At 36.4% G+C, this 22,810-nt stretch carries 18 protein-coding genes; 14 read left to right on the top strand and 4 right to left on the bottom strand.

Annotated features, from left to right (window positions below; translation table 11 throughout):
* Positions 1-85 precede the first annotated feature (85 nt).
* The 6 genes from IPJ80_11620 to IPJ80_11595 all read left to right on the top strand — a co-directional run bounded on the left by IPJ80_11620 (position 86) and on the right by IPJ80_11595 (position 7,766).
* Positions 86-1,072, top strand: coding sequence for a peptidoglycan DD-metalloendopeptidase family protein (locus IPJ80_11620; GenBank protein ID MBK7914135.1), 987 nt, complete (start codon positions 86-88; stop codon positions 1,070-1,072).
* A gap of 292 nt (positions 1,073-1,364) precedes the next feature.
* On the top strand, positions 1,365-2,648 hold the full coding sequence (locus tag IPJ80_11615; GenBank protein ID MBK7914134.1) for a T9SS type A sorting domain-containing protein: 1,284 nt from the start codon (positions 1,365-1,367) through the stop codon (positions 2,646-2,648).
* Between the two features lie 93 nt (positions 2,649-2,741).
* Positions 2,742-4,154, top strand: a complete 1,413-nt coding sequence (locus IPJ80_11610; GenBank protein ID MBK7914133.1) for a tetratricopeptide repeat protein — start codon at positions 2,742-2,744, stop codon at positions 4,152-4,154.
* Positions 4,155-4,162: 8 nt separating this feature from the next.
* Entirely contained in the window at positions 4,163-5,557 is a 1,395-nt protein-coding gene (locus IPJ80_11605) for a hypothetical protein (protein ID MBK7914132.1), read from the top strand.
* A gap of 66 nt (positions 5,558-5,623) precedes the next feature.
* Positions 5,624-6,148, top strand: coding sequence for a redoxin domain-containing protein (locus IPJ80_11600; GenBank protein ID MBK7914131.1), 525 nt, complete (start codon positions 5,624-5,626; stop codon positions 6,146-6,148).
* A gap of 55 nt (positions 6,149-6,203) precedes the next feature.
* Complete coding sequence (locus IPJ80_11595) at positions 6,204-7,766, top strand: T9SS type A sorting domain-containing protein (GenBank protein ID MBK7914130.1); 1,563 nt, start codon at positions 6,204-6,206, stop codon at positions 7,764-7,766.
* A gap of 377 nt (positions 7,767-8,143) precedes the next feature.
* Here IPJ80_11595 and IPJ80_11590 read toward each other — a convergent pair whose 3' ends face one another.
* Positions 8,144-8,653 carry a hypothetical protein gene (locus IPJ80_11590; protein MBK7914129.1) on the bottom strand — a complete coding sequence of 170 codons (510 nt, stop codon included), beginning with the start codon at positions 8,651-8,653 and terminating at the stop codon, positions 8,144-8,146.
* A 264-nt stretch (positions 8,654-8,917) separates the two neighbouring features.
* On the opposite strand from IPJ80_11590, the gene IPJ80_11585 reads away from it, so the two are divergent.
* Together IPJ80_11585 and IPJ80_11580 are read left to right on the top strand one after the other, a co-directional pair.
* Positions 8,918-9,376, top strand: a complete 459-nt coding sequence (locus IPJ80_11585; GenBank protein ID MBK7914128.1) for a VOC family protein — start codon at positions 8,918-8,920, stop codon at positions 9,374-9,376.
* 359 nt (positions 9,377-9,735) lie between these two features.
* A complete protein-coding gene (locus IPJ80_11580; protein ID MBK7914127.1) occupies positions 9,736-14,217 on the top strand; it encodes a gliding motility-associated C-terminal domain-containing protein in 4,482 nt (1,493 codons plus the stop codon).
* 10 nt (positions 14,218-14,227) lie between these two features.
* Here the strand turns inward: IPJ80_11580 and IPJ80_11575 are convergent, their stop codons facing one another.
* The gene (locus IPJ80_11575; GenBank protein MBK7914126.1) at positions 14,228-14,509 is read right to left on the bottom strand and encodes a hypothetical protein; all 282 of its coding nucleotides are present in this window, start codon (positions 14,507-14,509) and stop codon (positions 14,228-14,230) included.
* 160 nt (positions 14,510-14,669) lie between these two features.
* On the opposite strand from IPJ80_11575, the gene IPJ80_11570 reads away from it, so the two are divergent.
* The 3 genes from IPJ80_11570 to IPJ80_11560 all read left to right on the top strand — a co-directional run bounded on the left by IPJ80_11570 (position 14,670) and on the right by IPJ80_11560 (position 17,289).
* Positions 14,670-15,269, top strand: coding sequence for a PorT family protein (locus tag IPJ80_11570; GenBank protein ID MBK7914125.1), 600 nt, complete (start codon positions 14,670-14,672; stop codon positions 15,267-15,269).
* A gap of 11 nt (positions 15,270-15,280) precedes the next feature.
* Complete coding sequence (locus tag IPJ80_11565) at positions 15,281-15,778, top strand: hypothetical protein (protein MBK7914124.1); 498 nt, start codon at positions 15,281-15,283, stop codon at positions 15,776-15,778.
* Between the two features lie 242 nt (positions 15,779-16,020).
* Positions 16,021-17,289: a metal ABC transporter permease gene (locus IPJ80_11560; GenBank protein MBK7914123.1), complete on the top strand. Its 1,269-nt coding sequence runs from the start codon at positions 16,021-16,023 to the stop codon at positions 17,287-17,289.
* Positions 17,290-17,314: 25 nt separating this feature from the next.
* Here the strand turns inward: IPJ80_11560 and IPJ80_11555 are convergent, their stop codons facing one another.
* Positions 17,315-17,665, bottom strand: coding sequence for a ribosome-binding factor A (locus IPJ80_11555; GenBank protein MBK7914122.1), 351 nt, complete (start codon positions 17,663-17,665; stop codon positions 17,315-17,317).
* Positions 17,666-17,736: 71 nt separating this feature from the next.
* Here IPJ80_11555 and recG point away from each other — a divergent pair, with 71 nt between their 5' ends.
* The 3 genes from recG to IPJ80_11540 all read left to right on the top strand — a co-directional run bounded on the left by recG (position 17,737) and on the right by IPJ80_11540 (position 21,469).
* Positions 17,737-19,851 carry an ATP-dependent DNA helicase RecG gene (recG, locus tag IPJ80_11550; protein MBK7914121.1) on the top strand — a complete coding sequence of 705 codons (2,115 nt, stop codon included), beginning with the start codon at positions 17,737-17,739 and terminating at the stop codon, positions 19,849-19,851.
* A gap of 128 nt (positions 19,852-19,979) precedes the next feature.
* Positions 19,980-20,453, top strand: a complete 474-nt coding sequence (locus IPJ80_11545; GenBank protein ID MBK7914120.1) for an ankyrin repeat domain-containing protein — start codon at positions 19,980-19,982, stop codon at positions 20,451-20,453.
* A 65-nt stretch (positions 20,454-20,518) separates the two neighbouring features.
* The gene (locus IPJ80_11540; protein ID MBK7914119.1) at positions 20,519-21,469 is read left to right on the top strand and encodes a 3-phosphoglycerate dehydrogenase; all 951 of its coding nucleotides are present in this window, start codon (positions 20,519-20,521) and stop codon (positions 21,467-21,469) included.
* Positions 21,470-21,512: 43 nt separating this feature from the next.
* On the opposite strand, the gene IPJ80_11535 is transcribed toward IPJ80_11540, so the two are convergent.
* The gene (locus IPJ80_11535) at positions 21,513-22,793 is read right to left on the bottom strand and encodes a hypothetical protein (protein ID MBK7914118.1); all 1,281 of its coding nucleotides are present in this window, start codon (positions 22,791-22,793) and stop codon (positions 21,513-21,515) included.
* Positions 22,794-22,810 lie beyond the last annotated feature (17 nt).

The following is a 22,810-nucleotide window of genomic DNA, read 5'->3' as shown; positions in this document are numbered from 1 at the left end:
TAAAGAAATTTCCTTACTTTTGTAATATTCAAACAAAGCGAGCGTACATCGGATCGCAAATTTAATATTTTTTAACTCTTAGTATTTGAAGAGATCTGAAAAATACGTTTACAACCCTCAAACCCTTCAGTTTGAGAAACTTAAGTTGACCCATAAGTCCTATGTATTTAGGATTGTTGGCTTCATTTCAGCTGTTGTGTTAACGACCTTTTTTTTCTATTTTATGACCTCTGAATTTTTCCCGTCTCCACGTGAAAAAGCGCTTAAAAAAGAACTGAGTCAGATTGAGTATCAAATGCTTATGATGAAAGATCAGGTTCAGATTATGGATAAAGTACTGGACAATATTCAGGATCGGGACGCTAAGGTTCACCGGGTTTTGTTTGGAATGGATCCCATTGACCGTGATCTCTGGGAAGGCGGCGTCGGTGGTCATGATCCCAATGCAGGATTGCAAGGCTTAAAATATGCTGGGACAACCATCCGGGAAACCAAATCTTATATTGATAAATTAGAACGTCAAATCTATCTTCAATCCAAATCACTGGATACGCTGGAGCAGGCAACCAAAGCCAAAGAAGAACTATTACAAAGCATTCCATCTATAAAACCGGTTCGTATAGATAAACTCAACCGAGACATGGCTCAATTGTCTGGATTTGGCATTAGGCTTCACCCCATTCATAAAATCAATAAGATGCATGAAGGGATTGATTTTGCAGCTCCTGCCGGAACTGCCATCCAAGCCACTGGAAACGGGAGGGTCGTAAAGGCTGAATCCAAATCTTCCGGCTACGGACGTTATGTAATGATTGATCACGGCAACGGCTATCAAACTCTTTATGCTCACATGAAAGAGATTAAAATCAAGGCCGGAGCAAAAGTTAAAAAAGGACAACTCATTGGTTATATAGGAAGTACCGGGACATCAACAGCCCCGCATTGCCATTATGAAGTTAGAAAAAATGGCAAACCAATCAATCCAATCCATTTTTGTATGGATGACCTGAGCCCTAAGGAATATCAGGAAATGGTCAATTTGGCTTCTTCAGCCAATCAATCGTTCGACTAGCATTTGCCCTTCTAAAATACAGACAGGGTCGTTCATTTAAATTAATCCGAAACTTATTATTCAAATCGCGTATAATTTTAATTCCTAATTTTTAACTCTTAATTTTTAATTGCTATTCCTCTCGCAGGTACGCGGGATTTCCACTCCACTCCAATAATCAGTAATTCGTAATTCGTAATTTTTAATTATTAATTGTTAATAGTTCCCCTCCCATCTCCTAAATTTGATCGTATACTCTTTATATTGATGTAAATTACTCTCGAATTGGTTCATTGCCTCAAAATACATGGATATGAATAAATTAATTGTGTCGGCTTTATTGATTGCATTTGCTTGCTTTTTTTCCTCCGCTACCCTTTTTGAAGTTCAAAAATTCAAATTAGAAGCAAACCCTGTTTATTTACCTGATACCATTCCATTGAATGAATTAGGCAGCAATTTATGGAAAACAGCACCCGGCGGATTGTACCCTAATGGATTAAATACCAGGCCTCAAAAGCATGAGCAAGACGGACAGGCAATTTCAAAAACCTTGATTCCTTTGGATAGTTTTGGAATTGAAGATCCGAGTAATGGAAAAATTGTTTTATTATCAATAGGAATGTCCAATGCAACGCAAGAATTTTCAGCATTTAAACTTTTGGCTGATACGTTTCGGAATAAAAATCCTAAACTTTTAATTGTTGATGGCGCCCAAGGCGGACAAACCGCATCCGTAATTAAAAATCCCAATGCCAATTTTTGGACTGTTGTTAATCAGCGATTGTTTCAACAAAAAGTAAGTGGCAAACAAGTTCAGGCTGTTTGGTTAAAAGAAGCCAATGCAAATCCAACAGCTGCTTTTCCAAAACATGCAGACGATTTAAAAAATGATATTAAACTCATTGTACAAATTCTGAAACAAAAATATCCGAATCTCAAACTGCTGTATTTATCCAGCCGAATCTATGGGGGTTATGCAAATACGGCATTAAATCCAGAACCCTATGCCTATGAATCAGGATTTTCAATAAAATGGCTGGTGGAAGAACAGATAAATGGGGACAGCAGTTTATCTTATCAAGGTGCTAATATAAAATCTCCCTGGTTGTCCTGGGGGCCTTATTTATGGGCTAAAGGAAATACAGCAAGAACTGACGGATTGCTTTGGTTGCCTGCAGATTTTGCAGCAGATGGTACTCATCCATCCAATTCAGGTCGGTTAAAAGTGGCCAATCTTTTGCTGCAATTTTTTTCTACAGACAGCACCTGCATCCCTTGGTTTTTGAAATCCGGAATCACTGATTTAGATAATTACAGTTTCCTAGAAGAAACGAAAATTGAATCGCTGCAATCTTATCCAAATCCTTGTAGAGATGAAATTGAAATACGTTGGAAATTACAATCAAAAGAAAAACCTGTTCTCGTGTTATTAAATTCAACCGGACAATTACTGGAAATATTAATAAATAAAGAATTACAACCGGGCAATTATTATTTTTTATTGAATACTTCAAAACTTCCTGTTGGAATTTACTATGTCCAACTAATCCAGAAAAATATTATGATACACAATAAATTTATTAAAGTTAACTAATCTAAGTATTCGTTCGTTTTTAGAAATAATTCTTATTGTATATGACTTAATTGAATAAGAATTTGTACATTTGGATTTGAATCTATACATCGGATGACCCACTTAAATAAGTATCTCTTTTGTGTCATGCTTATTTCAAGTATTAGTTACCTTTTTATTCAAAATATTTCAGCATCAACGGTAGACAGTCTAAAGCAACTCTTAAACAAAGAGCAACTTGTTGCAGATCGATATGAAACCTATTCAAGTATAGCAGATCATTTTTTATTTTCTGGAGGATTAGATAGCCACAGGGTTTATGCTACAAAAATGTTGGAGCTCGGCATTTTCTCTAAACAAGATACCTTAGTAGGAAGAGCCTATATCAACTTATCACTAAATTTTAAACAGCAAAAGGATTATAAACACAATTTAGAATATTTAATAAAAGCCTTGGACATTCTTTCAAGCCATCCCAGCCAATACGGCACTTGCAATAATTTAAAAGAAATCGGAGATACCTATAAAGAATTAAAAAATTATAACCTGGCCATATCTTATCTATATAGAGCCTTAGAAGTCGTTCCTGTTTCTCAAAATAATACCATGCGAAATAGAATCTATTCCCACTTATCAGAAGCTTACCTGGGATTAAATAAATTGGATTCATCATTATTTTATGTCCAATTAGCCAATGTAAACACTTATAAAGAAAAAGATTTTTATGGATATGCTCGTGTTCTGAATATTTTTGGTAAAGTACATGAAGCAATGGGCGAATTGAAAGTCGCAGAATCTTATTATAAGACCTGTATTGCTTTTGCTTCTCAAAATAATATTCATTCATCCAACGTAAATGCGAATTTACTTTATGCGAAACTTTTACTAAAACAAGGCGATATTATTCAAGCTAAGAAATTCACCAAAAATCATTTCAATTTTTCCTACATAACAGAAAACCTGGAAGACCGAATGGACGCTTCCAATTTATTAAAAGACATTTACCGAACTATTGGAGACAGGGACAGTGCTTATTATTATGCGAAATTATTTAGCCATTTATCTGATACCCTGCAACAAGCAAATGAAAATTTTACAACTCAAAATCTGGCTTATAGTAAACATTTAGATTTACTTGAAAAGGAAATTGAAAACAATAAAATCAAAAATCAGAACTTACTCAATTTAGAATATATTTTTATTTTCATTGGACTTTTCAGTTTATTTATTTTATTTTTAGCACTCTCCAATACGATTATCGTTACCCCAGGGTTTATTAAAGTTTCAGGATTTTTTATAATAGTACTATTTTTCGAATTTATCAATCTAACCTTACATTACAAATTAACAAATTTATCCCATCAATATCCACTGGTTATGTTAATTATTATGGTATTAGTTGCACTGCTAATTATTCCTATTCATCATCGGCTTGAAAAATGGTTGATTAATAAATTAAGTCAAAAAAACCAAGACATCCATTACCAAAAAGCAAAAAACACTCTGGAAGAAATAACTCCATCCTGAAATTCAGAATGCAAAAATATTTAATAATTATACTCTACATTTTGCTGCAGGTTCGAAATCTGCAAGCTCAGAATTATAATTTAATTTTAAGAGACAGTCTCACACATTTGGATTCCTCAAAATTAAGTATTGATCAATATTTTAGTTCATTAGAAGAAATTGCTAATACATTTGTTTACACCAACCAGACAGACAGTGTTCAATATTTTGCACAAAAGATGCTTAAAATTGCTGATAGATTGCGATGTGATTCTTTGGCAATTTCTGCCTATGCATATATTGGCACCGCATACGGCATGACTTCTGAAATTTCATTAAGCATTCAAAATTATCTGAGAGCCATAGACTTAATTGAAAAAGGTCCTAAATATGCTATCTCAAGTTTTGCATACAAACAAATAGGTGTTCTATATAAAGATTTGAATGATTATGAAACTGCTGTATTTTATTTGAGAAAGGCACTTTCTTTACCGATGCGGAAAGGAATTATAGGAAATCGAATATATACTAATTTGGCCGAATCCTATTTAGGATTGAATAAACAGGATTCCGCGCTCGTGTATGCACAACTAGCCAATAGGATAACCAATAAAAAAGATGACCCTTATGGATTTTCACGGTCCTTGTTTTTATTGGGTTCTGCCTACTTAAAAAGTTCCGAATCCGAATTGGGCCTTAGTTATTTAGAACGTTGTTTGGAGTTTAGTAATGAACAAAAAATAATTTTAACATCAATTTCCAGTCAATTAAAGTTAGCAGAGTATTATTTTAATATTAAGCAAAACAAATTAGCAAAAACGTATGCTTTGAATGGATTGCATTTAACTAATCCGGAGAATTCCGATTCGGAAACTATAAAGTATTATAATTTATTGCAAAAATTATATGAACAAGAAAATTCAATCGACAGCATGATATATTATCTGGACAAGAAGCATTACTTGCTCAATGTTTTTTATAATGAAGCTGTACTGAATAAAATACAAGAAAGTAAAATTCGTGAAATTCAAAAAGAAAAGATAGCACAACAAGTATTTTTAGAAAACAAAATAAATCATCGAAATCAAATTCAATTTAGCATTATTCTCATTTTAATAATTGTGTTAACAGGTATCTTGTTAATATATTCCAATTCTGTGCTAGCCAACCAAAAATCTATAGCGTATTTTTCTGTGCTTATCATTTTAATTTTATTTGAATTTATTAACTTGATACTTCACCCTTACATAGAAACCTGGAGTCACCACAATCCGTTGATCAGCTTACTGATACTTGCTGGATTAGCCATTTTATTTATTCCAATTCAAAAAAAATTAAGATCTTGGCTTCATCAGAGTCTTATTGAGAAAAACAAAATAGCAAAATTAATTTATACCAAACGATATATAAAAAATCAAGAATAATCGTAAACGAAACAATCGATTTAGCATAATGGTTAAACATTTTGAAAATCATGAAGTCAAAGTTGTATGAAAAATTATACATGCGACATAATTCTTTTGTGCGCCGCACTTTTTGTTACCAGCTTAACGTCATTTACACAGTCAAATTATGGGATTTACTTTTTTTTATTAGAAGATTGCAAAATCAGCCAGGCCTATATTTCTGAAATTAAGCGAATTGAAAAAGAATTTGCCAATGATTCTATTCAGTTTACTGCTTTATTTCCAAATGCGACTTCTACCGAACAAAGCGTAGAAACATTTAATAAAAAATACAAATTGCCTATGCCCTGCAAACTAGATTTACAGCGTATGATCGCCGACCAATATCAGGTTTCAGTATTACCTGAAGTGGTCGTTATCAATGAAAGCCGGCATCAAAAACTCTATCAGGGGCGTATTGATAATTTATTTGTAGCAATTGGTAAACGCAGAAAAAAAGCAAGCGAATTCGATTTAAAAGATGTGCTTCAGGGCATTGTAAGCGGCCAGCAACTCCCCTTTCGAAAAACAGTTGCTATCGGTTGTTTTTTAAGTCATTGGGATAATTAATGGCCTATTTTCAAGAATATTTGTACTTTTAATTCAGTTACTCATAAATGCAATCATGAAATACCTTTATACTCTCTGTTTTTTTAGTTTAGGTTTTAGCTTATTTGCTCAGAATTATTCAGAGGATATTGCGCCACTTATATATAAACATTGCAGCAATTGTCATCGTCCGGGCGAGATTGCTCCATTTGCCTTGACCAATTACAATGAGGTGGCCAGTTGGGCATCCACCATCAAACACGTGACAGAAATAAAATACATGCCACCCTGGAAACCAGATCCAAAATATCAACAGTACCAATTGGAAAATTATCTCAGCGATGATGAAATTGCAACCATTGGAAACTGGGTATTAAAAGGAATGCCACAAGGAGATCCATCAAAAGAACCCGCTTTTCCAAATTTTCCAAAAGGTTCGCAAATTGGAACACCTGATTTGGCAATTTCATTTTCCCAATCGTATGTTCACAAAGGAAATGATGTTGATGAATATCGCTATTTTGTATTGCCCACCAATTTAACTGAAGACAAAGAATTGATTGCATTGGAAATGCGACCTGGAAATAGTAAGGTTGTACATCATACATTATTTTGGGCTGATGAAACAGGGAAAGCGCGAGCAGAAGATGCAAAATCACCAGAATATGGATATACCGGTGGAGGATCCGCAGTTTCCTTAGACAATCAACTGCCAGGATATGTACCTGGTCAAAAGCCTAATGTATTTACCAGCGGCATGTCCCAAACTATTAAAAAAGGATCCGATCTGGTTTTACAAATGCATTATGCTCCCAGCAGCATAGATGAATCTGATAGTTCCACGGTCAATTTATTTTTTGCAAAAAAACCAGCACCCCGGAAAGTTCAAAATAAAATTATGTTGCCCTATGATTTAGTAAATGGGCCTTTTATCATACCGGCAAATCAGGTAAAAGAATTTCATGGCGTATATAGAATTCCATTTAAAGTAAGTTTACTAGGCATCTGGCCTCATTGCCATAAATTGGGCAAGAAATGGGAAGCCTATGCCAAACTTCCGGATGGATCACAAATTCCATTGATTAAAATTGAAGACTGGGATTTTAACTGGCAAGGAGGCTATTATTTCAAAAAATTAATTGTGTTGCCAGCAGGTTCGGAAATCCATGCTTTTGCAACTTATGATAATACAATAAATAATCCGGTCAATCCAAACGATCCACCCAAATCAATCACATGGGGAGAAGGCACTTCAGATGAAATGTATTATTTGCCTTTAACTTATGTTGTTTACCAACCGGGAGATGAAAACATAATTTTAAATTCATCGAAACCCGATTTAAACGAAGCGGGGATCGAGAATATTGAAAGCAAACTCTATCCGATTTACCCTAATCCTGTAAACAACCAATCGATTCAAGTTGGGTTTGTGTTAAACAAAGACCAGGATGTTGCTTTTAATTTGTGCACACAAGATGGCAAGCAAATCATCGATTTACAAAGTAAACAAATGTATTTACAAGGACAGCACAGTTTAAAATTCACAATCCCGGATAACATCCCAGAGGGTACGTATTTAATAAAAATGAATACAACAGATCGGGTTTGGACGGAGCGAATCGTGGTTCTAAGAGACTAAGCTCAGTGAGCTGGTTTAAGAGCTAAATATTATTTTTTTCTTCGCGTCTCTGCGCGAAATTAATTAGATGAATGTTGACAGTTGTTAGTTGATAGTTGATAGTTGATAGTTAGAAGTGTTATTGCTACCCTGCTTCCTTGCTTCCTTGCTTCCCAGCTTCCTTGCTTCCTTGCTTCTTTGCTTCCTTGCTTCCTTGCTTGAAATGAATTAGGTGATAGGTGATAGTTGATAGTTGATAGTTAGAAGTGTTATTGCTTCCTTGCTTCCTTGCTTCCTTGCTTCCTTGCTTCCTTGCGTTGTGGATTAAAATGCTTAAAAAGGCTGTCTTAAGAATTCAATTTATTACTTGAGAATAAACATCAATCTATAGCTACTGCTTATAGTACATGCAATGAAAATCCTGCAATGACTTGTCCCTTGAGTGGATGGTTTATAATAATTCGGTCAAATTTTAGTTTTTCGCCAGATTTTATATTTGCGATAAGCTTCCTGGTTTTATCAGTAAAATCAAATCCCATATTATGGATCGTTCTGGGTGGTTGCTTTACTTTGTAAATGACAAGATTAAAAGATTCTATATTCCATTCTCCTTCCCAAGCCCTTTGCAAAATACCGTTGCATCGGAATTCAATCGCTTTTAATAGCCTCACCTGGGCTTCTTCAGCACTGCAATCTTGGGCCTTAAATTTTATAGGTAAAGAATCGCAGTTGGCTGCATCCAAAAAAAGACCAATAACTTTAGAAATGCTGCTATCGGTTAGCCCCGTTTCAAGATCAGTGACGGTAGTTGTATCAATACGATCATAAACACCGGTTATGAAATTTTGGGATATGCTTTTATTCATACCACTTATCAACAAAATGCAACATACTAGGATCGCCTTCATAAGGATTATTCTTAATTAAAAGACTAAGATCGTGTTTTATTCAATAGCAACAACATTAGAATTTCATGTACAAGAATTTCCCCAGAACAAAAGTAATTTAAATGCTTATGTAGTATTGCAAAATACTCTAAATTAGAATACCTTCACCTGTTTAATAAAATACCTTCCCAGGCAACACATTAAAATAAAGCAAACATGAAAAAAATAATTCTATTTTCCATAGCAATCGCTACCTCCTTCTGCTTTGGTTTTGCATTTAAAACCATTTTAGTAAAACAGACCCCTGAAGGCAATGAACTTAAAAGAGTCACAGGAATTGGCGGCATCTTTTTTAAATGCAAAGACCCTAAAAGCATAAGAGCCTGGTATCAAACTCATCTTGGCCTCCAAACCAACCAATATGGTGCAGTGTTTGAATGGCGGCAGGGAGTAGACACCAGTAAAAAAGGATTTTCACAATGGAGTCCGTTTAAAGAAACGACCAGCTATTTTGCACCATCAATGAAGGAGTTTATGATCAATTACCGGGTTGATAATTTAGTATTACTTGTTGAAGAATTAAAAAAAGAAGGCGTCACGATAACAGATACCCTTGAATCGTATGACTATGGTAAATTTATTCACATCATGGATCCTGAAGGAAATAAAATTGAATTGTGGGAAGCAAATGATGAGGAATATGAAAAAATAGGAATCCAAATGGGAAGTAAAACGACTAAGTAATAAGTATAAATTAAAGACTTAAAACCTGCTATTTCCTTTTGGCATTAATTCGTGTCCGCAGACATGTAAAAAAAACATTTATGGAATATTATCCGGAAGAAGGCGCTCTTTTTAAACTCAAAGTCTTCAGCATGCATTTTACTTTACTTTGTTTTTAATTTCAAACTCATTATAATAAACAACACCAATTAAAAACAACGAGTTTTATACTAATACCCAAGTTGCAATTTTATAGTTCTGTAATTCGTTTGAATTTAATTGCTTATTAAACAAACAGATTAAAATAAATAAAAAATACTTTCCCTGATACAGCATATTTTCCCTAATTTGTATCTTGTTATCAGACATACCCTATGCAGGTGAGTAAATCATTTTCTGTTTTTCTTTTTTTCCTCATCCTTGGAATGCCTTCAGGGAATGCACAATATTGTGCTTTTGATGAAATGCATCAAACTTTATTGAAAACAGATACTTTTTATAAAAAGCGGGTGGAAGACATGGAACGTTTGATTTACAATCAAAGTCTGGCGCTTCAGCAAAAAAAAGTGAACCCTCGTTCCAAAGCCAATTATATCTTACCTGTTGTCATTCATTTGATCGTCCCACCGGGCACCAATGTAGGCCAGGGAAATAATCTTACCGATGCCCAAGTTGAGCAAGGACTGGATTATTTAAATCAAGCATTTTCAAATTCAGGACCCTTTATGGCTGCCAATGGAGTGGATTGTGGCATTCAGTTTTGTCTGGCTCGCAGAGATCCTAACGGACAGCCAACCAACGGGATCACCAGGACAGCCAGTACACTGGTTGCGGATCCTACCTGTAATCCAGGAACCGATGCTGGTAGTGATGGGGCAATCAAGATGTTAGATAATTGGGATTGTACAAGGTATATCAATATCTGGTTGGTAACCGATTTGTTTAATACCAATTTTGGATGCAGCCTGGCAGGATATGCTTATTTTCCAGGGGCACCTTGTTCAGTAGATGGTATTGTCCAGGAAAGTCGTTACTGGAATTCTGTAGGAGGTACTGTAGTAACAGCTCATGAAATGGGACATTACTTTTCACTAAATCATACTTTTAATGGGGGCTGTACCAATACCAATTGTTTATTGGATGGAGACCGCGTTTGTGATACCCCACCAGACAATTCGTCTTCCTTTGCACCCTGCAATACAAATTCCTGTACCAATGACTTACCGGATTTACCGGATGACAATACCAATTATATGGATTATACTTCCTGTAGTCCGGCTCATTTTACCGATGGTCAACGAATTCGGATGATTGCGGCGTTGGAATCCACCCGAAAATCACTCATCCAATCAAATGGATGCCTGCCACCCGGTGATTACGATGCAGCTGCATTGAATCTCAGTTTTAGTAACGATCTATGCGCTGACAGTCTGTGTGCAAGTTTAAAATTACGCAATGACGGGTCTAAAAAATTCTCTTCGGTACAAATCAATTACAGTTTAGACGGAGTTACACCATCCAGTATTATTTGGACAGGAATGTTAAATCCTACTGAGTCTACTTTAATAAAAATTCCCTGCATTAAAATAAATCCAGGCAAACATGAATTGATTATTACCATTGGAAATCCGGACAATCAACTTGATTTTTATTTATCTAATAACAGCATTAAGCTTGACTTTGAAACCTATCCAAACCTCAATTTAGCATTAGACAGCATCACGCCAACTCATTGTATCAGTGATGGAACCTTGGCTGCACATGCAAGTGGAGGTACGAAGCCTTATATATATAAACTAGATAAACGAAGTGGGTCACAAACCATTCCCTATTTTCAACTGCTCTTAAGTGGTTCCTATGTTTTGACGGTTGTAGATACTCATAATTGTCAGGCAAATTTGCAAATTGACATTCCCGATAGTTGTAAAGTAATCAATAACAAAAAATTTATCACAAACAAAGATGCAAGACAGCTCGGCAATGATTGTTATTTATTGACTGAAGAAAGAAATTATCAAACTGGATCTATTTGGTATGAAGACAAAGTAAGTTTACTCCAAAGTTTTGACATTTACTTTGACCTGAATTTAGGATGCATCGATGCCAATGGAGCTGATGGAATAGCATTTGTATTTCAACCCATATCCACATCGATCGGTGTAACCGGAGGCGGTTTGGGGTATCAGGGAGTAATTCCCAGTCTGGCAGTTGAATTTGATACCTGGCAAAATGCCAATTTTTCGGATCCGTTTTATGATCATGTTTCCTTAATGCGCAATGGAAATGTAGATCATGCTGCATCGGATAATTTATCAGGACCGGTAGGCATGTTTCCTGGAAATGCAAATGCTGAGGATTGTAAATTTCACAAGGCACTTATCCGTTGGAGTGCTTCCAATCAAACCATTGAAGTTTATATTGATTGTAATTTACGATTGCGTTATTCCGGTGACATCATACGTTCGATTTTTAACAACGATCCAAATGTATATTTTGGATTTACCGCTGCAACCGGAGGTGCCATTAACGTTCAACAAATTTGTTTAAATTACATTACAGGAATTAACAAATTGCCGGATTATACTATTTGTGATGGAGAATCCATACAAATTGCAGCCAGTCCAAAATTTGATAAATATCAATGGAGCCCGGTTACAGGTATTAGCAACGCAAGCATACAAAATCCAATTTTCAATCCAGATAGTACAACGAAATATTTTATTCACTATAAAGATTTTTGCGGATTTGATTACCGCGATTCTTTAACGGTGCATGTCAAAAAATTAAAACTGGAGTACGACTTACGCTTATCAGATAGTTGTGGTTCATTTTCAGGAGCATTACTTCATATTTTGGAAAAACCCGAAGACAGTGCCGCACTTTACTCAATGGATGGGGTTCGATTCTGGAAACAAATTTTTTATGAACTGCCCTATGCGGGATTTTATACCATTTATGTCAAGATTGGAAATTGCATCATTCCTGAAATTATTGAAGTCGGAGAATACAAACATAAACTGCGGGACAGCTTGTTATGGGTTCAGGGGTTAAATTGCAAAGATTCCGGAAGAATTGTAATAACCGGATTGGAAGGAATTCCACCCTATCAATACCGAATCAATGGAGGCAGCTGGCAAAATGATGGAGGCTTTAATGGCTTGTTGCCTGGAAATTATGTCATAGATATTCGGGATTCGACTTCGTGTAGTGTACAACGGACTGTACAAATTGTAAAGTTCATTAATAAATTAAGTTTAAAGCAAGACAGTGCAGATTTCGAAATTGATTGTTGCAATCCAAGATCGTTTATTCATGTGAGTGCCGGAGGATCGTTTCCTTTTTATTATTATTCATTGGATCAAAATTCATGGACCGCTTCCGGAGCATTTGACTCCATTCCATCGGGCCCCCACCAACTGGTTGCAAGAGATGAATTTGGTTGCAGCTCTGATACTTTGTATTTTAATGTAGTAGATCATTCCCAAATTTCTGTTGATACCCAAACTTTTAAATTATGTGAAGGCGAATATGTACAAGTAGGTTCAAAGCGTTACGATCAAAGCGGCAGCTATACTGACGTTTTTAAAAATGTATTTTGTTGCGACAGTATTTTGGTAACCAATTTAGTAGTTAATCCAGTCTATTCAAAACAAAATATTCAAACAATTTGCAGTGGTGATTTTATTCAAGTTGGAAATAAAAGCTATTCAAGCTCAGGAATTTATTTAGATACTTTACAATCAATTTCTTCTTGTGACAGTATCATTTATACCCAACTCACTGTGAATCCTTCCTCAAATAATAAACTGAATTATACGATATGTGCAGGCGAATCCATTCAAGTAGGGAGTCATCAGTACACCAACAGCGGAACCTACATTGATAGCCTCACCACAGTTAAAGGTTGTGACAGCATCATCCAAACACAACTGCAGGTAAATCCCAACCATCAGCAACAATTCAATTATTTAAAATGCAAAGGACAATTTGTTCAAATTGGATCGAATGTATACACTAAAAGTGGCCATTATATTGACAGTCTTAGCAATCAATTTGGCTGTGATAGTTTGATATATACCGACTTACTGATAGATACAGTAAGTGCCTTGCTTACAGTAGATTCTATTCTGTGTTTTGGTGATGACAACGGGCAGATTGAAATCAAAGCAATTCAGGGCATTCGGGAATTTTTATTTGCTTTAAACGATCCAACTACTTATAGTAAACAGACTGTCTATGATCAATTAAAACCTGGTAGTTATACTGTTTTTATCAAAGATTCGATAGGCTGCGAGAACAGCTATTCGATTCTATTATTTCAGCCGCAAAAATTGGCTGCAGACCTTCCTGTTGAAATTAAACTTACCCTTGGAGATAAAATTACTTTAAAGCCACTTCTCAACTTTAATCCGGTAAAAATTGAATGGACTCCATCAACCGGATTGAGTTGTGCGGATTGTCTTGAACCAAATTTACAAGCACTGCATGATGCAGTCTATGAAGTACGTTTTACTGATTCCTATGGTTGCGAAGTCGTAAGCCAGGTAAAAATTTTAGTAAACAATCAAACCGATATTTATATACCCAATGTATTTACACCCAATGGAGATCAAATCAATGATTGGGTCACTGTTTTTGGAGGGGAAAGTATACAGGAAGTTAAGTTGTTTCAATTGTTTGATCGTTGGGGCAACCTGGTATTTGAAAATCAGCATTTTCAGGTAAACGATCTGGCAGCAGGCTGGAATGGCTTAATGAATGGACAACATATGAACCCAGCCGTATTTGTTTATCATGCCATAGCCTTACGATTGGATGGAACAGAAATACAAAAGATAGGAACGATCACATTGATCCGGTAATCCAGGCTAATTAGATTTCAAGCTCCTGGACAGTACGCATTGAAATGGCTTTTTTGTAAAGATCCTTGTATTCGTCATCCAACAAAGCGGGATCTGCTTTTAATTCGGGAAGTAATTCCATCAGGCAATTCATACGACCTTCAATATCAAAGAATTTATTGATTACGATGATATTTTTAGAGGATACGATACAATATCCGGATTGGAAATGCCCTTGTTCATATCGAACCTTGTAAGTTAAAGCCGAACACAGGTCTTCAAGTTTTTTGAGATTGTTGCGGGTATATTTCATGGTATCTAAAGAATATTCCGAAGGGTAAAGCTATAAAGAATTCAATCAATATAAAAAAAATAAATATGTTAAACCTTAAGAATATTGGGTTAATGTATATAGAAAAAACAAAATGAAAGCTATTTTGAGCTTCATTTTCCAAAAGCTTTAAATTTGATGCATGATTAAAATAGTGTTTTCTGCTTTATTGGTTGTCCTGCTTTCCACAAATCCCCTTGAAAGTCAGACCTTTGGAGGGGGCATCCAGGCAGCAGGTTGCTTAGCTCAGATTGATGGAGACAAGGTTTTTGGATTCCATAAACCCGGCTATCAATTGGCGGTATATGGAACAGCCCGTATTTCTAAGATTACGGACCTGGAAATTCAATTTTCTTTTAATCAAAGAGGCAGCAGAAGCACAAAAAATGATTTGACCGACATAAAATTTACCCTTAATTATCTGGATGTCCCGGTATTATTTGTCGTAAAGGATTGGATGAATCTGGAAGCGGATCAGGAATATTACCGAATGCATTTTTTTGGCGGTTTTTCAGTCGGTAAATTGGTATCCAGCTCAAGTTTTAGTGGGGTGGATAAAGATTTCAAACCCTTTGATTTTAGTTGGCTCGCAGGCTTAAAATATTTCTATACTGAAAACTGGGCTTTAACCGCACGGTACACCAGATCTTTACTACCCATTTATAAGTATCCGGATGGCAATCGGGAAATCAAAATGATTAGTTATTTTATATCTTTGGGCCTCAATTATAAATTCAATTAAAGTCTTTTTCTATGCGCATTTTGAGAACAACACTCCTGATTTTAGTTTTCCTACAGCTTATTATAGCTTGTAAAAATGATGGTAAGAGCAGCAATTCAAAAAGTGCCGGAGCTGGTAAAAAGGTTGAATATAATGGGATCAGTGCCGATCTGCTGACTAAACTTCGTCAGGAATGCACCAGCATTGATATTATTTCCTTAAAAAAGGAGGTCAATGTATCCATGAGCTTTGACAATCAGCAAGCTGTAGCAATCATATTATCATTTATTACAGAGGAAAAAGCCAATCTTACCGATATGTGTTTACCTGAAGCACGTCTGGTTTGCCAGAGAAATGGAGATGTTTTTCAGGAAATGGATCTTTATTATCAAAATGGCTGCAATGCACTGGTTTTTATGGATAAAGACAACAAACCGGTTTCTGCCAATCAGATCAGCAATGAAGGCGTTGATTTTTTTAACAATTTCCTGAAAGCCAAATCTACCCAGGATACCATGGGTAAAAAATAAGATTAATTTTTCAATCTCCCACTAGCGGGAAAATCTATTTCGGAGCTTCTACACAATAGGGTTCATTCCTATAGAAACCTTTTCCCATTTTAAGGAGCTTATTCATTTATTATCGCGAATAGCCTGTTTCAAAAGAAATAGCGTTCTAATTCATGCTAAATTTGTTTACCATAGATATTTTAAATTAATATTTTAGTCTTGTCTAAATTAATTTTTTGATATATTTGAACTTTATTTTAAATATGCAAGAAATACTTCGTTATTTATATGAGTTCTTTAGCTCGGATCTTGGATTGCGAACTTTAATTATCTCCATTTTAGTTGGTGCCATGTGTGGCATGCTTGGATGTTTTATTGTACTGAGAAACATGGCTTTAATTGGAGACGCCCTTTCCCATGCAATTTTACCTGGAATCGTTCTTGCATTTATTGTTGCTGGCTACTCTACCCTCGGCTTTTTTGTTGGTTCAGTACTTGCGGGATTACTCTCCGCCTTTTTAATCACCTGGTTGCAACAAAAAGTTCGGATTAAAAATGATGCTGCCATCGGGATCATCTTTACGTTTATGTTTTCCATTGGCATCATTGGAATCTCCTGGATCAGCGGCAAACAGGGAGTTCATTTGGATTTAAAGGATTTTTTATTTGGGAACTTATTGTCCGTTTCACAGGAAGACCTTTATATGAGCATTATTATGCTGATGCTGGTTACTTTAATCATTATTGTATTCTACAGGCCTCTGTTTGTAACCACCTTCCAACCGGTTATTGCCGGGACCATGGGGATCAATTCAGGAGCCATGCATTATTTGCTGATGTTATTGTTGTCATTGGTGGTTGTGGCTTCACTTCGCAGCGTAGGAGTCATCCTGGTAGTTTCTATGTTAATTACCCCTGCTTCTGCGGCTCTTTTGATAGCAGATCGACTTCACCGGGTTTTGATTTGGGCCAGTCTACTAGGTTCGCTTTCGGCAATTTTGGGTTTAATTCTTTCCATTGCATTTGACTTTCCTGTAGGGCCTTCCATGGCTGTTATGACTACATTCATATATACCATCATAGCTTTATTCGCTCCTAAACGTGGCTTTATACCACGTTTACGAGCTCGCAAAAATCTTCAACAACGGATTCTTATAGAGGATATCTTAAAAAGAGCATCCAAGAATCCAATCCATGAATCGGTAAGCATAGATCAATTTTCAAGCATTACCGGACAAACAGAATCTCAATTAATCAAATGGATGAAAAAGTTGGAACGCCTCGGGCTGATGCGTTCTTTTAAAAATGGATTTCAACTAACAGACCAAGGCCGAATCAGAGCCAATCAAATTGTGCGTGCGCATCGATTGTGGGAAACCTTTTTAGTAGAAGAATTAGGCCTGAATGCTGACCAAATCCATGACGATGCAGAATTCATTGAGCACCATTTATCGGAAGATGATTTAAATCGGCTGGATGAACAATTGGGATATCCAGAAACTGATCCGCATGGATCCCCGATTCCGAAATAATGGGAGTGATTTTATTATAAACTATTTACTTTTCAAACTTCTTGAACAGGGCATCTACTTTATACACTTCATCCATCATATCGTCAATATAAAACTTTAATTCAGGCATAGTTCGGATTTGTTTTTTAATCCGTTGGTGTAAGGCCTGCTTTAAACGCGCATAATGTTCTTCCATTTCCAAAATGACCGACTGTTTATCTTCCGTATTAAAGATACTCAAATACACTTTAGCCAGGCTAAAATCAGGGCTTATTGAAACACTGGTAATGGTCACCAAAACGCTATTTCCATAGATGTAGGCACCTTCACCAGCAAGCACGTAGCTGAATTGACGTCTAAGAAGCTCCGATACCTGTTTTTGCCTTATAGAATCCATAATAAAACTAAACGGAATAAAAGGATCGAATGTTTATCAGAATCCCTCTTATTTTGCGGGAGCATTGCTTTATGAGTTCATTAAAACTATATCCAGACAGTCCAATTGAATTTTTGAAAGGTGTAGGCCCTCAAAAAGCAATTGCATTAAAGGAACAGTTAAACATCCGCACACTTGGAGACCTGATTGAATATTATCCATTTCGTTATGTCGACAAAACCATCATCCATCGCATTGATGAAATTAATCAGGAAGGATCTTATTATCAATTACGAGGCAAAATTCAAAGCCTCGATGAAAAAGGATTTGGCAAGACAAAACGATTAACAGCAATTTTTCAAGATGGCAGTGGATTTCTTGAATTGATTTGGTTTCAAAATTATCATTGGATTAGACAAAAACTTGAGTCCGGAAAGGAGTTTATTATTTATGGAAAATTAAACCTGTCCGGATTACAGAAATCCATGGCACATCCCGAATTAGAAGAATTAAATCCAGCGATTCCTCAAAACAAACTTCGATTTGATCCGGTCTATTCGAGCAATGAAAAATTAATTTCCAAAGGCCTTGACACGAAAGGACTTCGAAGAATTTTATTTCATGTTTTTCAAAACCTTGAACCCCTGTCCATTCATGAAAATTTACCAGATTACATCCTTCAGAAATATCAATTACCTGAAAGATATGAATGCTTATTAAACATTCACTTTCCTCCAAATGCCAACGCATTGCACCTGGCAAAGCAACGCCTCAAGTTTGAAGAATTATTTTTTATGCAATTGCGCATGATTCGAGCCATGATGTTGCGAAAAAGCAAAAGCGTTAGCTTTCAATTTGACTTAAATAAAGATAGTTATCTGAATTTTTTCAAAACAAAACTCCCCTTTCAGTTGACCAAAGCGCAACTAAAAGTTTTAGAAGAAATAACAGTTGATTTGAGTTCGGGAAAACAAATGAATCGATTGCTTCAGGGTGATGTCGGAAGTGGTAAAACCATTGTTGCTTTATTGGTCATGGTACTTGCAAATTCAAATGGATTTCAAGCCTGCATTATGGCGCCCACTGAAGTTTTGGCTAACCAGCATTATCAAAGCATCGGTCAACTATTGCAGGACACTGGATTTACCTGTGCATTATTAAGTTCGAATGTTAAAGGAAAAGAACGGGAAAAACTGTTAAGTCAATTGGAAGCAGGAAGCATTGCTATTTTAATTGGCACCCATGCTGTATTAGAAGATCCGGTAAAATTTAAAAATCTTGGTCTGGTAGTTATTGATGAACAACACCGGTTTGGGGTTGAACAACGCGCAAAACTTTGGTCTAAATCCAATTCACTTCCACCCCACATCCTGGTGATGACAGCTACGCCTATTCCCAGAACCCTTGCCATGAGTTTGTACGGCGATTTAGATGTTTCGATTATCGACGAACTTCCTCCAGATCGCAAGCCGATTAAAACCTTACATTTTACTGAAATCCTTCGCGGCAAGCTCTTTGAATTTATGAAAGATCAAATTCGACTCGGCCGTCAAATTTACATAGTATTTCCTCTGATTGAAGAATCTGAAAAATTGGATATTGAGAACCTAGAATTGGGTTATGAAAAGTTGTTAGAATCCTTTCCAATGCCCAGCTATCAAATTGCTGTGGTGCACGGTCGACTGCGACCCAAAGACAAAGAATTGGAAATGCAGCGATTTATTCAACAACGGGCCCAAATCATGGTGGCCACAACAGTCATTGAAGTAGGCGTAAACGTTCCAAATGCTTCCATCATGATCATTGAAAATGCCGAACGATTTGGTTTGGCACAATTGCATCAACTTCGGGGGCGGGTTGGCAGAGGAGCCGATCAATCGTATTGCGTTTTAATGAGTGCCGATCGACTCAGTCCAGATGCGAAAAACCGGATTCAGATTATGTGCCGCACCAATGATGGCTTTGAGATCGCCGAAGAAGACCTTAAAATCAGAGGCCCGGGCAATCTGGATGGGACCCAACAAAGTGGTTTGATTGCGCTAAAAGTAGCCGATATTGTTGAAGATCAGCAGATTCTGCTCACTGCCCGCAAACTTGCCGAAGCCATCTTGCTGAGAGATCCTGAATTAAAACACCCAACCAATGCACGATTAAGACAACAGTTGGATCCCGAAATTTCTGGCCAGAATCTTGCAATAATATCCTAAACTCAACGACTCTGAGATTTGTATCAGAAGCAAGCCTGCGTTAAATATTTTGAAAAAACCTATAAAAAAGCAGCATTTATCAGACTTGTGGTATCTTAGTGGTGTAGAATTAAATCTTTTGCAATAACATGAAAAAAGCATTTTTTAGTTTTTTAGCTGTAGCAAGCGTGGTCCTGAATGGATACAGTCAGCAGACCCTCCAATCCGCAATTGAACAATCGGATTCCCGATTTGTAAAAGAATGGATTGCATCCGGACATGATGTAAATAACATCCTCATTGTCAACGATCAAAAATTAACTCCTTTAGCCTATGCCGCTTTAAAGGCTAATCCGGAAATGGTCAATTTATTATTGAACCGGGGTGCACAGGTTAATCAAAAAACGGATTTTCAGGATGCATTGATGTTTGCTGCTATGGGTGGCAATACAGAAATCATTGAAACCTTATTAACCGCAGGTGCCAATCCAATGAATGAAAATAAAATGGGGAAATGTGCACGCGATTTGGCCAAAGATGCCGGTCACAGTGCTGCTCACCAATTATTAAGTGTGGAAACAGAGAAACGAGTTACTGCTCAGAGAGCAAAAAGACTGAAATAATAAAAATTTAAACCCTTTTATAAAAGGAATCCAATCACATTGGATTCCTTTTTTATTTTTGACCAATGAGTTGGAAAATATTAGTTACAGATGGCCTTGAAGAGTCAGGCGTATCAGCCTTAAAATCACACGGATTTACTGTAGATCTCAAAAAACTTGAAGCAGCTGAGCTTCCAAATGAGTTAATCCATTATCAAGGGATTATAGTCAGAAGTGCAACGAAAATTCGACAGGATCTGATCAATCGTTGTCCGAATCTGAAATTTATTGCCCGTGCAGGCGTAGGCATGGATAATATTGATATTGATGCTGCCAGAGCGCAAGGCATTAAAGTGATTAATACACCTGCATCTTCTTCGCGCTCTGTAGCCGAATTGAGCATGGCCCATATTTTTAATTTGAGCCGCAACCTCCAGCTCAGCAATCGCAATTTAAAGGACAAAAGCAGTTTTGTCGAACTTAAAAAGAATCTATCAAAAGCTACCGAATTAAAAGGGAAAACGCTGCTCATCATTGGCATGGGTAGAATTGGTAGGGAATTGGGTTTATTGGCCCTTGGTTCGGGTATGCAAATCCTGGCACACGATCCTTATATTAATCAGCTATCCTTGAATTTTGAAATACAAGGACAAACCATATTAATTCCTGTTAACTTAGTGAGCTTAGAGGAAGGACTTCCCGAAGCAGATTACATCAGCATGCATTCTCCGTTTGATGGAAATCAAATTCTCACTCAAGCGCGCTTTGCAATCATGAAAAAAACCGCATGTGTCATTAATACATCGCGTGGTGAAAATCTGGATGAACTTGCTTTATTAAATGCTTTAAATTCAGATCAATTAGCCGGAGCAGGATTGGATGTTTTTCAAAATGAACCGGAAGTAAATCCGCTTTTGTTAAATCACCCAAAAGTTTCAGTTAGTCCACACATTGGTGCATCTACCCTTGATGCGCAACAGCGAATCGCTGAAGAATTGGTAACTCAGATTGTTAATTTATATCAGGAAATCGGTTAAGTAATTTTCAATAATTACTTAATCCAAGATTATTTTAATTGCTTTAATTATACTTCCTCTTTAAAAACCATTCATTGTCATTGATGCTGATTCCAAAATGAATGTTGATGTAATTTTCTTTTAATCGTTCTTCCAATTTTCGTTGACCAAAATCAACGTTTAAATGAAACATCGCATCTTGTCTTAAGAAAATTATTGGGTAGGACCATCCTACTGTGAGTCCCATGCCTTTGATTTCTGTATTGTCTATGGATCGATAATCATTTTCAAGATAAGCTCCAAAACGATAGGTTGATTTCTTAATGACATTGTCGAAACTATTTAAGCCCGGTTTATACCATGTTGCAATTGCGATGCGATTGGAAGATTTGGTGCCATTGATCAGGCCTGTTGTGAGCTCTGCATTTTTCCAATCCGTCCATTGAAATGAACCCATAAACCCATATTTATCTTTATGTGAATAGGCCAATCCAGCTTGCACCCCAAATGGCAATTTTCCTTTTTCATTCAATTCGTTTATATATAAAACAGTGTCTACTACCCCCAACTGATCTTCAAAACGCGTTTGATGCAAAGCGGAATAGCTTGAATTAAATTTCACCGGAATGTCAAATACCAAGCCTGCAGAAAAAATTTGACGCCGCAAACTATTGTCTTTAGTCAGTTGCTCTTGATTTAAAATTTTACGATAACTAAATCCAAGGACGGGCTGCCATCCACTGATATGAACTTTATCATTTAAATAAGAATCATAGGATGCCGGTAAACTATTAAAATATAAATTCTGGTTGAAATTCAAATTTCCAAAAAGGTAATTCATTCGCAAACCGACTGCAAGATCTTTGTATCGGTACGAGAAGCCCAATTGAAAATTTTGGATCAGTCCATCACCTTGTACAAATCGATTCAACTGGTTGTTTTTATCGGTTGAATCAATGGTCTCAGAGCGATACCCAACGGATGAATACGGGCATAAACCAATTTGGATAGCATACGAATGGATGTATTTTTTGCGATCCAGGATTTCATTGATTGCATTGCGCAAAGGCACCGCCAATTGAATGTTATTAATATTTCCAGACCAGTCTGTAATGGTATTGCCTGATGCCTCCTCCAATTTATTTCTTCGGGCGTACACTCCAATTTCCATATCGGTTTGTTTCAGAAAAGCGGCCGTAGCAGGATTTAGAGGATTGTAAAGTTGCTCTGAAATAAATCCGGTTCCGGCATTGGCCATTCCAGCCATCCATCCTGTACTTGCAATCCGCAAATCACCTAATGCATATCGGGATAAAGGAGAATTTTCATTGTTCTGAGCAAACATTTGTGTGACACAGAATA

The organism is Saprospiraceae bacterium, from assembly GCA_016714025.1.
In the GTDB taxonomy this organism is placed as follows: Bacteria; Bacteroidota; Bacteroidia; order Chitinophagales; family Saprospiraceae; genus Vicinibacter.
The sequence above is the reverse complement of the archived record's forward strand: the minus strand, read 5'-3'. Positions and strand labels throughout refer to the sequence as shown.

Coding starts and splice junctions, on each gene's coding strand:
- IPJ80_11555 (MBK7914122.1), bottom strand. CDS start 17,665: ATGGATTCTATAAGGCAAAAACAGGTATCGGAGCTTCTTAGACGTCAA.
- IPJ80_11610 (MBK7914133.1), top strand. CDS start 2,742: ATGACCCACTTAAATAAGTATCTCTTTTGTGTCATGCTTATTTCAAGT.
- IPJ80_11575 (MBK7914126.1), bottom strand. CDS start 14,509: ATGAAATATACCCGCAACAATCTCAAAAAACTTGAAGACCTGTGTTCG.
- IPJ80_11560 (MBK7914123.1), top strand. CDS start 16,021: ATGCAAGAAATACTTCGTTATTTATATGAGTTCTTTAGCTCGGATCTT.
- IPJ80_11595 (MBK7914130.1), top strand. CDS start 6,204: ATGAAATACCTTTATACTCTCTGTTTTTTTAGTTTAGGTTTTAGCTTA.
- IPJ80_11570 (MBK7914125.1), top strand. CDS start 14,670: ATGATTAAAATAGTGTTTTCTGCTTTATTGGTTGTCCTGCTTTCCACA.
- IPJ80_11590 (MBK7914129.1), bottom strand. CDS start 8,653: ATGAAGGCGATCCTAGTATGTTGCATTTTGTTGATAAGTGGTATGAAT.
- IPJ80_11545 (MBK7914120.1), top strand. CDS start 19,980: ATGAAAAAAGCATTTTTTAGTTTTTTAGCTGTAGCAAGCGTGGTCCTG.
- recG (MBK7914121.1), top strand. CDS start 17,737: ATGAGTTCATTAAAACTATATCCAGACAGTCCAATTGAATTTTTGAAA.
- IPJ80_11615 (MBK7914134.1), top strand. CDS start 1,365: ATGAATAAATTAATTGTGTCGGCTTTATTGATTGCATTTGCTTGCTTT.
- IPJ80_11605 (MBK7914132.1), top strand. CDS start 4,163: ATGCAAAAATATTTAATAATTATACTCTACATTTTGCTGCAGGTTCGA.
- IPJ80_11540 (MBK7914119.1), top strand. CDS start 20,519: ATGAGTTGGAAAATATTAGTTACAGATGGCCTTGAAGAGTCAGGCGTA.
- IPJ80_11565 (MBK7914124.1), top strand. CDS start 15,281: ATGCGCATTTTGAGAACAACACTCCTGATTTTAGTTTTCCTACAGCTT.
- IPJ80_11535 (MBK7914118.1), bottom strand. CDS start 22,793: ATGTTTGCTCAGAACAATGAAAATTCTCCTTTATCCCGATATGCATTA.
- IPJ80_11600 (MBK7914131.1), top strand. CDS start 5,624: ATGAAAAATTATACATGCGACATAATTCTTTTGTGCGCCGCACTTTTT.